Annotated in this window: 14 protein-coding genes; 4 read left to right on the top strand and 10 right to left on the bottom strand. The window is 65.2% G+C overall.

Annotated features, from left to right (window positions below; translation table 11 throughout):
* Nucleotides 1–42 precede the first annotated feature (42 nt).
* Both ACODSP_RS10045 and ACODSP_RS10040 read right to left on the bottom strand, forming a co-directional pair.
* Complete coding sequence (locus ACODSP_RS10045) at nucleotides 43–318, bottom strand: BrnA antitoxin family protein (protein ID WP_488965463.1); 276 nt, start codon at nucleotides 316–318, stop codon at nucleotides 43–45.
* Nucleotides 302–604 (bottom strand): BrnT family toxin, encoded by a 303-nt coding sequence (locus ACODSP_RS10040; RefSeq protein ID WP_488965462.1) that lies wholly within the window; start codon nucleotides 602–604, stop codon nucleotides 302–304. The genes ACODSP_RS10045 and ACODSP_RS10040 overlap by 17 nt, the downstream gene beginning before the upstream one ends.
* Before the next feature lie 126 nt (nucleotides 605–730).
* On the opposite strand from ACODSP_RS10040, the gene ACODSP_RS10035 reads away from it, so the two are divergent.
* On the top strand, nucleotides 731–1675 hold the full coding sequence (locus tag ACODSP_RS10035) for a methylated-DNA--[protein]-cysteine S-methyltransferase (RefSeq protein WP_488965461.1): 945 nt from the start codon (nucleotides 731–733) through the stop codon (nucleotides 1673–1675).
* A gap of 3 nt (nucleotides 1676–1678) precedes the next feature.
* Here ACODSP_RS10035 and ACODSP_RS10030 read toward each other — a convergent pair whose 3' ends face one another.
* From ACODSP_RS10030 to ACODSP_RS10015, 4 genes are all read right to left on the bottom strand, one after another.
* On the bottom strand, nucleotides 1679–4981 hold the full coding sequence (locus ACODSP_RS10030; protein WP_488965460.1) for a DEAD/DEAH box helicase: 3303 nt from the start codon (nucleotides 4979–4981) through the stop codon (nucleotides 1679–1681).
* A gap of 140 nt (nucleotides 4982–5121) precedes the next feature.
* Nucleotides 5122–5754, bottom strand: coding sequence for a MarC family protein (locus tag ACODSP_RS10025; protein ID WP_488965459.1), 633 nt, complete (start codon nucleotides 5752–5754; stop codon nucleotides 5122–5124).
* Between the two features lie 236 nt (nucleotides 5755–5990).
* Nucleotides 5991–6377: a VOC family protein gene (locus tag ACODSP_RS10020; RefSeq protein WP_488965458.1), complete on the bottom strand. Its 387-nt coding sequence runs from the start codon at nucleotides 6375–6377 to the stop codon at nucleotides 5991–5993.
* A gap of 12 nt (nucleotides 6378–6389) precedes the next feature.
* Nucleotides 6390–6914 (bottom strand): c-type cytochrome, encoded by a 525-nt coding sequence (locus ACODSP_RS10015; RefSeq protein WP_488965457.1) that lies wholly within the window; start codon nucleotides 6912–6914, stop codon nucleotides 6390–6392.
* Between the two features lie 274 nt (nucleotides 6915–7188).
* On the opposite strand from ACODSP_RS10015, the gene ACODSP_RS10010 reads away from it, so the two are divergent.
* On the top strand, nucleotides 7189–7890 hold the full coding sequence (locus ACODSP_RS10010; protein ID WP_488965456.1) for a CoA transferase subunit A: 702 nt from the start codon (nucleotides 7189–7191) through the stop codon (nucleotides 7888–7890).
* A gap of 132 nt (nucleotides 7891–8022) precedes the next feature.
* Nucleotides 8023–8682 carry a CoA transferase subunit B gene (locus tag ACODSP_RS10005; protein ID WP_488965455.1) on the top strand — a complete coding sequence of 220 codons (660 nt, stop codon included), beginning with the start codon at nucleotides 8023–8025 and terminating at the stop codon, nucleotides 8680–8682.
* A 124-nt stretch (nucleotides 8683–8806) separates the two neighbouring features.
* Here ACODSP_RS10005 and infA read toward each other — a convergent pair whose 3' ends face one another.
* Entirely contained in the window at nucleotides 8807–9088 is a 282-nt protein-coding gene (gene infA / locus ACODSP_RS10000) for a translation initiation factor IF-1 (protein ID WP_488965454.1), read from the bottom strand.
* Between the two features lie 78 nt (nucleotides 9089–9166).
* A complete protein-coding gene (locus ACODSP_RS09995) occupies nucleotides 9167–9376 on the bottom strand; it encodes a cold-shock protein (protein WP_054167915.1) in 210 nt (69 codons plus the stop codon).
* A 269-nt stretch (nucleotides 9377–9645) separates the two neighbouring features.
* Between ACODSP_RS09995 and ACODSP_RS09990 the strand changes: the two genes are divergently transcribed.
* Nucleotides 9646–11367, top strand: a complete 1722-nt coding sequence (locus ACODSP_RS09990; RefSeq protein WP_488965453.1) for an acyl-CoA dehydrogenase family protein — start codon at nucleotides 9646–9648, stop codon at nucleotides 11365–11367.
* Here the strand turns inward: ACODSP_RS09990 and ACODSP_RS09985 are convergent.
* Entirely contained in the window at nucleotides 11297–11593 is a 297-nt protein-coding gene (locus ACODSP_RS09985) for a helix-turn-helix domain-containing protein (RefSeq protein ID WP_488965452.1), read from the bottom strand. The genes ACODSP_RS09990 and ACODSP_RS09985 overlap by 71 nt on opposite strands.
* A 15-nt stretch (nucleotides 11594–11608) precedes the next feature.
* Nucleotides 11609–11947 carry a hypothetical protein gene (locus ACODSP_RS09980; protein ID WP_488965451.1) on the bottom strand — a complete coding sequence of 113 codons (339 nt, stop codon included), beginning with the start codon at nucleotides 11945–11947 and terminating at the stop codon, nucleotides 11609–11611.
* Between the last annotated feature and the right edge of the window lie 178 nt (nucleotides 11948–12125).

Below are 12125 nucleotides of genomic sequence, written 5' to 3'. Positions count from 1 at the left end.
CTTTGGTGGCAGGGGGGATGGTGGGGCCGCGTGGCGCGTGCGTCAACCGGCGGATGGATTGTCCAGCCGTTCCGACAGCCATATCTTGATCAGCGACTGATACGGAACGTCCCGCTTGTTCGCCTCCACCTTGATCCGTTCCAGCAGCGTGACGGGCAGGCGCAGGGAAATCGCGGTGGTGCTGGGCTTCAGGTTGGGGAACCGCACCCGTGCCGCCTTTGTCCAGTCGACATGATCGGCGCTGTCATGCGTTTCCCACCATGTCCGTTCTTCTGCTTCCGACGCGAAGCTGGGAACAGGTTCAAGCTTCTTTGGCATAGTGCATCCTTTCCCTGCGGCTCATCGGTCTGGCGGAAATCACCCGGATCAGCCTGCGGTCATCGCGCAGGGTGAAGGTGAGGTGCAGAAACCGGCCATCATCTGTCCGCCCCAACGCATGGAAGCGCGTCTCCCACTGACTATGTCCCCTGTCGGGCGACAGAAGCAGGGGATCGTTCAGGAAGACCTGTTCGGCTTCCGCCGGGGTGACGCCGTGCTTCTGCTCATTCTTGAGCAGGTTGCCCGCATCCCATTCGAACCCTGTGATCCGGTCCAAATCAATCATGAATGTATATTGTCATCATATACACGCGGCTTAAAGTCCGATCCGGGGTCAGTGACCGCAATAATCGGGTGGGGGGCGGCGGGGCCTTGCGTCATTTTCTGGTTCAGGAACCGGAAAGGAACGATCATGCTGACCGCCACGCAATCCACCCTCACCCCGTTGCGCGCCCTGACCGCCATGAATGACCAGACCGCCCCGGCCCCCGATGATCCCCGCGACCCGGTGCTGGCCGATGGCGGGGCGCGGCTGGTGGCGGGTGCCCTGCACCGGTTGGCCCGCGACTGGCAGGAACCGCCCTCGCTGGAGGAACTGGCGGCTGATGCTGGGCTGACGCAGTGGCATTTCCAGCGGCTGTTCAAGCGCTGGGCCGGGATCAGCCCGAAACGCTTTGCCCAATTCGCGACTTTGGGCCATGCCCGCGCCTTGCTGCGGGGCGAAGGCGGGAATGATCTGCTGGGCGCCAGCCTGGATCTGGGCCTGTCCGGCCCATCCCGCCTGCATGACCTGTTCGTGGTGGCAGAGGGCGTGACGCCCGGCGAATACAAGGCCGCCGGCAAGGGCATGGTCATCCGCTGGGCCGTGCATCAGACGGCGCTGGGGGCAGCCCTGCTGGCCGCGACCGACCGTGGGGTCTGCTGGTTCGGCTTCATCGGGGCCGATGGCGACCCGGCGGGGCAGATGGCGGAGCTGCGCAACGACTGGCCGATGGCGACGTTTGTGGAAGACCCGGAGCCGACGCGGGCGGCGGCGGCCTCCCTTGATCCCGTGTCATCGGGGCAGGGGCGGGTGACGCTGCACCTGAAGGGCACCAACTTCCAGATGCGGGTGTGGCGGGCCCTGCTGGATATTCCCTATGGCGGTGTCACCACCTATGCCGGCATCGCCGACCGTATCGGGCAGCCCAGTGCGGCCCGCGCCGTGGGTAATGCCGTGGGGGCCAACAAGCTCGCCTGGCTGATCCCCTGCCACCGCGTTATCCGGGGGACGGGCGTGCTGGACAATTACCGCTGGGGGCCTGTGCAGAAGCGCACGCTTCTGGCCTGGGAAGGGGCGCGGCTGGCGGGGGAGTGAGCGTTACACCTCCCCGTCAGTCTCATCGCTGGACTCATTTGCAGAACCGTCGATATCCTGACCCGGCAGGGGCCAGACGGCCTGGTTCAGTTCGGCGGCGGCGGTGGCAAATGCACCCGCCTGGCGCCAATGCTCGCGGTGGCCCACGACATAGATCACCCGCTTGGCGCGCGTGGCGGCCACATTCAGGATGTTCGGCGTATTGCCGGCCCAGTTGCGGCTGCCCCGGCTTTCCGCTGCCGATGCGCCCAGCACCAGGATCACGGCCTCCGCCTCCTTGCCCTGGAACGTGTGGACCGTTCCGATATGCTGTTCCGCCCATTTCTTCCAGCGGGCCGAATTCTCGCCCCGGGGAATGCCAAGATCGCCCAGAACCCCGCTTTTCACCACACGCTTGCGCAGGGTGAGGGCGATGTCGCGGAAGGGGGAGATGATGTAGAGGTCGGGTTCCTGGATGCCAGCGGCGGCCATCCGGCGCAGCATGTCCAGCACGACGGCGGCTTCCTGCGGGCTGAACTTCACGGCATTGGACTGGACGTCGATCCAGCAACTATCCACCGGCAGCCAGGGCGATAGAGAATGGGCGATTGCGGATGGCTGCGGCTTCACCGCATGGACCATCAGCCCGTCATAGGCGATATTATTCGCGATGGTGAACATCGGGTCCATGCAGCGGCGGTGAACCAGCAGCGGCAGGCCGATCTCCCGCTTGCCTTTGCTGCCGCTCATCACCGTCATGTGGGTGCTGGCGGCATCGGCCAATGTCTGCACCGAGGCGCGGGGGGCCGTCCACAGGTCCGGTTGGGCGCCATGGGCATCGGCGATGGACCGGATCAGCCCCACCGGCACCGTCGTTACCGGCTCGATCTGCAACGGATCGCCGATGATCAGCGCACGCCGCGCACGCCAGATGGCACCGGCGGCCTGCTGCGGCGTCGCCTGCCCCGCCTCGTCCACGATCAGCCAGCCGATGCTTTCGCGGCCCATGCCGTCCAGCAGCCGCCCGATGGAGGCGAAGGTGCTAGACACAAGCGGAACCAGCAGGAAGAAACTGTCCCACAGCTGATCCAGGTGACGGGCCGCACCCGATGGCACCCGTTTGCCCTTCAGATGCTCCATCATCAGGCCCAGATTGGACTTCATCGGATGGGCGGCGGCGTCGATGAAGGCCCGGTGCAGGGCCAGTGCGGCGACGAACATCGCGTCGCGCGCCGCCGTGAAGGCCGGATCGCTCCACGGGCTGGCCGTGTGGATATCCGCATGCGAGCGGTCCCAGAAGGCGGGGCCGGTGGCGGTGTCGCCCGCGATGTCGGACGCACGGGCCGCCACGGCTGCCATACGGCGCAGATGGTTCTTCGCCGCATCGACCGCCGCCGCTGCCGCCCTGGCTTCGGCCCGCGCGGTGGCCAGCCTGCCCTGGGCCGCCTTCAGTTCCACTTCCGCCCGGTCATGGTCGCGCAGACAGGATTCCAGGCGGGCCAGCGCCCGTTCGTGATCCTGGGACCAGGTGGGGCGATCGCCCAGCAGCCGGCCCAGCAGACCCGGCTTCAGGGCCAGCGTGCCGTCCAGCAGACGCCGTGCATCGGCCAGCCCCTGCTGCGCCTTGTTCAGGGCGGTGCCGGCGGCGGCCACGGTTGCCGCCGCCTCCGTTTCGGCGATCGCGGCCTCGGCTCCGGCCCTTTCCGCCGCTTCTATCGCCTGCTGACCGGCAGCGCCGGGGGCCAGGGCCGCGCGCAGATCCTCACGCTCGTGCCGCAGCCTTTCAAGATGCGCGCGCTTTTCCGCGTAATCCAGCCGCACCCGGCGCCAGCGCTCCAGCGCCGCCACCATATTGGCCGGCGGTTGTTCGCTTTCCACCAGCCGGGAAGGCGGGCGGCCTGTCCGGCTCTTGGAAATGCGGTTGGTGATGGCGGCGAAATACCGCTCTAGCCCCCATTCCTCATCCCACCAGACGGTTTCGACAAACCGGCTGCGGTTGGCGCGGTTGCCCAGCACGGCGGCCACCAGACCCCAGCTGCTGCCCGGCGCCTCGGCCATGTGGTCGGCGGCACCGGGGAAATGCCGCAGGTCCAGGGCGGGGTCGACCGCTTTGGCAAGGGGCAGTTCCGCGCTGACATTGCGGACTGCGGCATTGTTGGCGGACGCCACAACGATCCCCCGACCGCGCAGCCTTTCATCCAGGGCATAGAGGCTGCGGGCCTGCCCTCCCTCCGCCACCAGATCGATGGCCGTGAAGGCCAGGGCCGGATCATCGAATTCGGCCATCCGGTCGGCCCGTTCGGCGATGACCGCCGCCACGACATCGCGCAGCAGCGTGGTCTTGCCCGTGCCCGGCGGCCCATTGATCGCCATGATGCCGCCATCGGCCAGTTCGGCCACGGCAACGTTGACGGCAGCCTGCTGCAAGGTCACCAGTTTGGCCGGTGGCGGGGCTGGCCAGCGGGCCGCCGGTATCCGGGACGGCGCCAGCAGCGCCTCCAGCCTGACCTTGTCCCGCAGCACATCATGGCGGGCCGCCGGTGCGGTCATGCCCAGATAGGCACGCAGGGCCGGCCCGCAATCGCCCGTAGCTCCGCTGCTCAAGGCGTTGCGGACCCGATGCAGATCATCCAGAAGGAAACTGTTGATGATCTCGACCGGGTCCTTTTCCGCATCCCCCAGCACGCGGATGGCCACCTCCGGTCCAGCCAGAAGATCCTTGTCCAGGTTCAAGCGGCGCATCAGCGCCTTCATGCTCTGGACAAAGCCGCGTTTGCCCGTGGGCACCACCCTTCCATCATCATCACGTTCCACCAGCGGTTCCGCGATCTCATGGCGCAGATCATCCTGGATATCCAGGAACCGGTGCAGCGTGTTGATCCGCCCGGCCAGCACCTCGCCCGCCGCCCAGCCGAAGGCGGACAGCAGCAGTTTGGACGGGGCGGCATATCCCTGTTCATCGAAGGCGGCCAGGGCGACGATGGCAAGGCCGTCCGCCGCTTCCCGTTCCGGCCCGTCCGGCTCCACGCTCGTCACCAGCTTTTCCACGGCGGGTTTCAGCCGGATGAAGCCCAGGGGCACGAACCAGCGGATGCCGGTTTCCGGATCAAGGCCCAGCACCTGCCGGTCGCCGGCCGGGCTTTGCCAGGGCATCAATCCCTTGTCCAGATCAAACGGAACCAGCAACCGCGACGGGTGGCGATCCGCTTCGCCCTTGCGCTTGCGCGGGGCCTCTTCCCCCAGAAGGTCCTGCTGGCGCTTTATACTGACGGGTTCCAGCGCTTCCAGGGCCAGCCAGGCATTCAACAGTTCGACGGGATCGTGCATCGGGCCTTCCGCAAGAAAACGATCCGCGGGTCAGGTCACTCCCCGGATGGGGGAATAAAACGCACCAATGATGGGAATGCCAGTTTTTAAGTGTTCACCCGACGCAATATCCCCAAAAGGGCGATATGGTCATAGGGTAATCAATGGCCCAGAATGCCGCTTTCGATGACGCCGTCGATGATGAACTGACAGGCCAAGGCCGTCAGCAGGATGCCCAGGACGCGGTTGATCACGTTGATGCCGGTGACGCCCAGCAGCTTCGATACCTCGCCCGCGAAGACCAGCACGAACAGGGTGGCCAGCAGCACGCCCGACAGCACGGCCAGCACGGTCGCCTGCATCATCAGGTCGCCATCGGCGCGGCCCATCAGCAGCACGACCGAGGTCATGGCGCCCGGCCCCGCGATCAGCGGGATGGCCAGGGGGAAGACGGAGATGTCGGCCTTGTGCGTCGCCTCTTCCTTTTCCTCCGCCGTGGCCGTGCGCAGACCACTCTCACGCGCAAACACCATGTCGATGGCGACCAGCAGCAACAGGATGCCGCCCGCGATGCGGAAGGCCCCGACGCCGATGCCCAGCGAGGTCAGCAGCAATTCGCCGATGAAGGCGAAGCCGAACAGCAGGCCCGTGCCGATCAGCACGCCCTTCACGGCAGTGCGGCGACGGTGGCGCGCATCCATGCCCGCCGTCAGCCCCGCAAACATGGGGCCAAGGCCGATGGGATCGATGGTCACGAAAAAGGCGATAAAAGTGGAAAGGACCAGGTCGGTCATTATGGCCACCGGGCGGGAACAGGGGATGTCGGGAATGGACATTCTCTATCCCAGGGCCGCGCGGCTGTAAAATGCCGGGCCGACAGGGCTGCCATGGCGGGTGTTGGATGGTGTAGGTCAGGTCGAGGGCATCAGCCCGAGCCCTGACAGTAAAGGATTGAAAGCCATACCTGTCAGGGCTCGCCTTCGGCTCGACCTGACCTACAGTGACGGTGTTCAATGTGAAGGCCGGGCACTCACACCGTGATCTCGATCAGGTTGCCGTCCGGGTCCTTCACCACCGCCTCGTAATAGCCGTCGCCGGTCCAGCGCGGGGCGCTTTCCAGCAGGTCGAGGGTGGACAGGCGGGCGGCGAGGTCATCGACGGCGGCCTCGGACCCCAGCGACAGGGCGATATGGGCCCAGCCATAGCGTTCCCAGCCCTGTTCACCCTCGCCCGACAGCCAGGGCGCGCTCATCAGTTCGATGATGGCCCCTTCCCGCAGCCGCAGGAAGCGGGAGGTGAAGCCCGGTCGGCGGCGGCTTTCGTAAAGATCGCCCACATCGGCCCCGAAATGCGTGGCCCAGAAGGATGCAGCCGCGTCCAGATCAGCGGTCCACAGGGCGACATGGGCGATCTTCACGAAGGTTCTCCGTCATTTGCCCGGCATGGTGAGGGCGAAATAGGGCAGGGTCGGCTTTTCCGAAGGCCCGAAGGGTCCGGGCACGGCGCCCGATACCGGCGTCAGCGAGCGTAGATAGGCGATGATGGCGCCGGCATCAGTGTCAGTCATCCGGCTATACCCCATATATGGCATTACGGGGGCCAATTGCCGCCCGTCAGGGCGGACACCGGTGCGCAGGGCCTTCACGATTTCCGCATCGGTCCAGGCCCCCAGGCCGGTATCGCGGTCGGGCGTCAGGTTAGGGCCGACAAAGGTGCCCAGACCCGGCACCTGCCAGCCGACATCGCTGCCGCCCAGCAGGCGCGCCGTATCGGGATGCCCGGCCATGGCGCCCGCCGTGTGGCAGTCGCCACAGCCCAGGATGCCGACCAGATAGGCGCCGCGCGCCACCTTGTCAGGGTTGGGCCGGTCCTGCGCCAGGGCGACCCCGGTGGCGGACAGCAGGATGCAGGAAAGCAGGACGGGGCGCAGGGCCCGCCCGATCGTAGAAGACATGGACATGATCTGACCTTGAGATTCCTTGGAAGATACGGGCCCGCCCCCAGGCCCCCCGAACACCCCATCGCGATGATCATGCCGTGACCGATGCCCACACGCCACAGGTGTAACATTCGTAACATGGCGGTCGATTTGTCGCCTGTCGGACACATCAAACATGAAAATTGAATCATGTTTCATATTGTGTGGGATGGCGCATTGACACCCATGCTGCACCGCCGTACACCTCAAGAGAAAAGCCCACATAATGGAGGAGGCCGCGGGCACGCTCATGAGCAAGAAAGTCTATACCGACGCCGTATCGGCCCTGGCGGGGCTGCTGCGCGATGACATGACCGTGATGGCCGGCGGGTTCGGCCTCTGCGGCATTCCCGAAAATCTGATCGCTGCGATCAAGCTGTCTGGCGTGAAGGGCCTGACGGTCATCTCCAACAATGCGGGCGTGGATGGCTTCGGCCTGGGCCAGCTTTTGGAGACCAAGCAGATCAAGAAGATGATCAGCTCCTATGTGGGTGAGAACAAGCTGTTCGCACAGCAGTTCCTGTCGGGCGAGCTGGAGCTTGAATTCAACCCGCAGGGCACGCTGGCCGAGCGTATCCGCGCCGGCGGTGCGGGCATCCCCGCCTTCTTCACCAAGACGGGCGTGGGCACGCTTGTGGCCGACGGCAAGGAACTGCGCGAGTTCGACGGCGAGACCTATGTCATGGAACGTGGCCTGCGCGCCGATCTGGCCATCGTGAAGGCCTGGAAGGGCGATACCGAAGGCAACCTGATCTATCGCAAGACGGCCCGGAACTTTAATCCCATGATGGCCATGGCCGGCAAGGTCACGGTGGTCGAGGTGGAGCAGCTGGTGAATGTCGGCACGATCGACCCCGATCATGTCCACACACCCGGCATTTTCGTGCAGCGCATCATCATGGGTGAGCACGAGAAGCGCATCGAACAGCGTACCACCCGCAAGCGCGATTAACCCGACGCTCGCCCCAGCGAGTGGCGGGTAGGCCGCCGACCGGCGGCCCGGCACCTCATGGTGCCGCAAGCCAAGCCGCCGGATGGCGGCGCCCGGCGCTTGAGGGGGCACTGTAATTCGAGGGGAACAAAAATGGCTTGGACCCGTGAGGAAATGGCCGCCCGCGCCGCCAAGGAGTTGCGCGACGGTTTCTATGTGAATTTGGGCATCGGTATTCCGACCCTGGTGGCGAACTTCATCCCCGAGGGGATGCATGTCACGCTCCAGTCGGAGAACGGCATGCTGGGCATGGGGCCCTTCCCGTTTGAAGGGGAAGAGGATGCCGACCTGATCAATGCCGGCAAGCAGACCATCACCGAGCTGCCTTACAGCAGCTATTTCAGCAGCGCCGACAGCTTTGCCATGATCCGTGGCGGGCATATCGACCTGTCGGTGCTGGGCGCCATGCAGGTGGCCGCCAATGGCGATCTGGCCAACTGGATGATCCCCGGCAAGATGGTCAAGGGCATGGGCGGGGCCATGGACCTCGTCGCCGGCGTCAAGAAGGTCGTGGTGGTGATGGAACATTGCGCCGTCGACAAGAAGACGGGCACCATTGAGCCGAAACTGCTGAAGGCCTGCACCCTGCCGCTGACCGGCACGCGCGTTGTTGATCTGGTGGTGACCGACCTGGGCGTGTTCCAGGTGGACAAGTACGGCACCGGCCCGCTGACCCTGATCGAACTGGCTCCCGGCGTGACGCTTGATGAGATCAAGGAGAAGACGGAAGCGGTGTTCGAGGTAGCGCTTTAAGTGGGGGTTGGGTGGGGGCGTTGAACCCTCACCCTCCCAAACGCGCTGACGCGTTTAGGCCCCTCCCTCTCCCACTTTCGTGGGCGAGGGGCGTAAATTCTTCACCCCTCGCGGGGCAGGCTTGTCAGCGCCGGAATGGCGGGCCGCCCGGACGGCGCGGCGGGCCGCCGGCACCGGCGGGGCGCTCGTCCTTGTGACGATAGGTGATGCGGCCCTTGGTCAGGTCATAGGGCGTCATTTCCACGGTGACGCGGTCGCCGGCCAGGGAGCGGATGCGGCTTTTGCGCATGCGACCGGCGGTGTAGGCGATGATCTCGTGCCCATTCTCCAGCTTCACACGGAAGCGACCGTCGGGCAGCGCTTCCGAGATGATGCCGTCGAACTCGATAAATTCTTCTTTGGTCATTCTGTACCCCTGAAACAGAAAGGGCGGCGGCATGAAACCATGCCGCCGCCCCTTCAAAGCCGTTTACTGAACGTGGATTTAGGCCACGCGCAGGTTTTCAGCCGCCGTCTTGCCCTTGCGCGGATCGCGCACGGCGTCGAAGGTGACCTTCTGGCCTTCGTTCAGGCTGGACAGGCCAGCACGCTCAACGGCGGAGATATGGACGAACACGTCAGCCGAGCCATCCTCGGGCTGGATGAAGCCAAAACCCTTGGTGCCATTGAACCACTTGACGGTACCGACAGACATAAAAGCCTCCTGGGATAGTTCCCGTTCGGAGCTGCCCGGCGCGAGAGTGCGGCACGGGCATCAAAGTCACGACAGGGAAGAACCAGCGGTAGCCGGAAGATAGCCCAGTAGCAAAGTCGACTTGCCAAACATGGGCGTCTTTGCGTCCCATAACAAGAACTATCGTCGGTGGGCGTACACATGGCTGTTGCGCGCGGTCCCGACCGGCCCTCTATCACACGGCTGCTCTTTGCGTCATGCTGCGGCCCAAATCCAGGGAGGAAGCGGGCATGAGTGACGCCGCCGACTATCCGCGCACGGCGCGCGGCACGAATTTTTTCGAGACGGATACCAACCTGATCCGCCTTCTGGAACGCCGGGCGCCGCATGTTCTGGAGGCGCATGAGGGGCGGCTGTCGGAATTCGGGGCCTGGGCGAGCGACGCGCTGGACCGACAGGCCGAGTATACAGACCGGTTCGCGCCACCGCGCCTGGACCCCTATGATAGTGACGGCAATCGCACGGGACGCGTGGTCTTCAACCCCGATTACCTTGCCTGTCATGCCGAGGCGTACCGGCGCGGGGCCGTGGGCCTGGCCTATCTGCCAGAAGGGCAGGGGCCGACGGGGGCGCCCAGCCATGCCGCCTGTTTCACCATGGGCTATATGCTGTCGCAGGCCGATATCTCCATCCATTGCCCCGTCACCATGACGGGGGCGGTGGCGCATGTGCTGGACATGGCGGCCCCCGCCGCTGTGCGTGGCCGCTATCTACCCGACATGATCCGCATGGATGGCAAGGCCCTGTCGGGCGGCACCTGGGCCACCGAATGGCATGGCGGGTCGGATGTGGGGGCGACCACGACGCGGGCCGAACAGCGCAATGACTTCTATCGCCTGCACGGGCTGAAATGGTTTACCAGCAATGCCGGGGCGGGTCTGGCGATGGCGACGGCAAGGCCGGATGGCGCGGAGCCGGGCGGGCGGGGTCTGGGCTGCTACCTTGTCCCCTCCCATCTGGGGGATGGCACGCCCAACCATCAGCGCGCCCGGCGGCTGAAGGAAAAGGCGGGGACCCGGGGGCTGGCGACCGCGGAACTGGACCTGAACGGTTGCTTTGCCGTGGAACTGGCGCCGCCGCCGGACGGGTTGAAGGTCATGATGGCGGCACTGGAATATAGCCGCATCCACAATGCCGTGGGATCGGCGGGCCTGCTGCGCCGGGCGTTTTTGGAAAGTGCGGGGTGGGCCACGCACCGGGTGGCCTTCGGCAAGCCCATCCGCAAATACCCGATGGTGCAGGACCAACTGCTGGACATGCAGATGGAGTTGGAGGCGTCGACGGCGTTGGCGTTCGAGTCGGTCCTGGCCTTCGATGCGCAGCTGGCCGACCCGGACATGGGCGGCGACTGGCTGCGTCTTGCCACCGCGCTCGCCAAATACCGGACTGCGGAGCAGGCCGTCACCGGCTGCCGTCAGGCCGTGGAGATGGTGGGCGGCAATGGCTATACCGACGAGATGGCGACCAGCCGCTTCTACCGCGACTGTCTGGTCGTGTCGGTCTGGGAAGGGCCGGCCAATATCCAGGCGCTGGAACTGTTGCGGCTGGTCACGGGGAAGCGACCGGGGGACCAGATGTTCCTGGCCCGCGTCGGCACCATCCTGTCCGACCTGCCTACGCGGCTGCAGGAACCGGTGGTTGACGATGTGTCGGCCATTCTGGAAGGCGCACTGGAGGAATGCCGCGCCGCCCTGTCCTTCCTGCGCCGCAATCCGGAACAGGGGCCGCGCCATGGGCGTCGCCTGCTGACCCTGATGGCCGATACGCTGGCGGCGGCCTTGCTGTGCGAGGAGGCGGTGGCGGAGCTGAAATGGGGCGACCGGCGCAAATGGCTGGTGGCCAGCCGCTTCGTGCTGAAGATTCTGGGCAAGGCCGACCCGATCAATGCCGATATCGACCCGGCCAATGCCGCGTTTGATGCGGTTCTGGCCTATGAGCCGGTGGAATGGTGAGGGGGGACCGGATGGTGTCGGTAAGCCGACGACGCCATTTAGACACCGTGTTCACCATTGCCCCAACCAAAGCGCAGATGGCTTTGTTCTCCTCACCAGACGCCGCCAAAAGCATGATTCGAGCCCGAAGCGCATCCTTTGGCTGGTCTTGCGCGCAGGCGAAAGAGCCCTCAATTCTTCCTGCTGCGGGGCGCCCAGAGTTATCTGATACTGCCGCCTTACCCATTATTGTCCCCTAAAATCACCCGCTTGATCTTGGGAGTTTCGCGATCAGGACACGAGCCACCACCCCGTCCCGCGCGGTGCGCAAGGCGGCGGTCAGGCGGCGCAGCCAGGGATCGTCGGGGGCCTGTACCGCCGGCAATTGCCGGCGCCGTCGGGCCAGCGCCAGCCGTGCCGCCGCACATTGCACCAGAAGCCGGTCACCCCGCGCCTGTTCGGCCCAGGAATATAGGATATCATCCCCACCCGCCAAAGCCGACAACCGCGCCCGCCGCGGTGGCCGTCCATCATAGCGGGCCTGCAGTACCGCCAGATCATCTTCCGCTTCAGGGGTTTCAACGCCATCTGGCAGGGACATGGACGCGACTCCGGCAGGAAAAAGCAACTGGAGACAGGCTATGGCAGCCTGACACCTGTCGTCAATGCTTTTATTCCTAGGACAGAAGAGTCGCGCATTCTGACTCTGTCCCTGTGTCTGCGACTCGAGTCGCCAAGACGGGAAACGAATCGGATGCACCACAAGGGTTAGGGGGTCA

It is taken from the genome of Niveispirillum sp. FG156, from assembly GCF_057809555.1.
The sequence above is the reverse complement of the archived record's forward strand: the minus strand, read 5'-3'. Positions and strand labels throughout refer to the sequence as shown.

Bases quoted from the DNA above. Each gene is read 5' to 3' on its own strand.
- ACODSP_RS10045 (WP_488965463.1), bottom strand. From the start codon at position 318: ATGCCAAAGAAGCTTGAACCTGTTCCCAGCTTCGCGTCGGAAGCAGAA.
- ACODSP_RS10040 (WP_488965462.1), bottom strand. From the start codon at position 604: ATGATTGATTTGGACCGGATCACAGGGTTCGAATGGGATGCGGGCAAC.
- ACODSP_RS10035 (WP_488965461.1), top strand. From the start codon at position 731: ATGCTGACCGCCACGCAATCCACCCTCACCCCGTTGCGCGCCCTGACC.
- ACODSP_RS10030 (WP_488965460.1), bottom strand. From the start codon at position 4,981: ATGCACGATCCCGTCGAACTGTTGAATGCCTGGCTGGCCCTGGAAGCG.
- ACODSP_RS10025 (WP_488965459.1), bottom strand. From the start codon at position 5,754: ATGACCGACCTGGTCCTTTCCACTTTTATCGCCTTTTTCGTGACCATC.
- ACODSP_RS10015 (WP_488965457.1), bottom strand. From the start codon at position 6,914: ATGTCTTCTACGATCGGGCGGGCCCTGCGCCCCGTCCTGCTTTCCTGC.
- ACODSP_RS10010 (WP_488965456.1), top strand. From the start codon at position 7,189: ATGAGCAAGAAAGTCTATACCGACGCCGTATCGGCCCTGGCGGGGCTG.
- ACODSP_RS10005 (WP_488965455.1), top strand. From the start codon at position 8,023: ATGGCTTGGACCCGTGAGGAAATGGCCGCCCGCGCCGCCAAGGAGTTG.
- infA (WP_488965454.1), bottom strand. From the start codon at position 9,088: ATGACCAAAGAAGAATTTATCGAGTTCGACGGCATCATCTCGGAAGCG.
- ACODSP_RS09995 (WP_054167915.1), bottom strand. From the start codon at position 9,376: ATGTCTGTCGGTACCGTCAAGTGGTTCAATGGCACCAAGGGTTTTGGC.
- ACODSP_RS09990 (WP_488965453.1), top strand. From the start codon at position 9,646: ATGAGTGACGCCGCCGACTATCCGCGCACGGCGCGCGGCACGAATTTT.
- ACODSP_RS09985 (WP_488965452.1), bottom strand. From the start codon at position 11,593: ATGGGTAAGGCGGCAGTATCAGATAACTCTGGGCGCCCCGCAGCAGGA.
- ACODSP_RS09980 (WP_488965451.1), bottom strand. From the start codon at position 11,947: ATGTCCCTGCCAGATGGCGTTGAAACCCCTGAAGCGGAAGATGATCTG.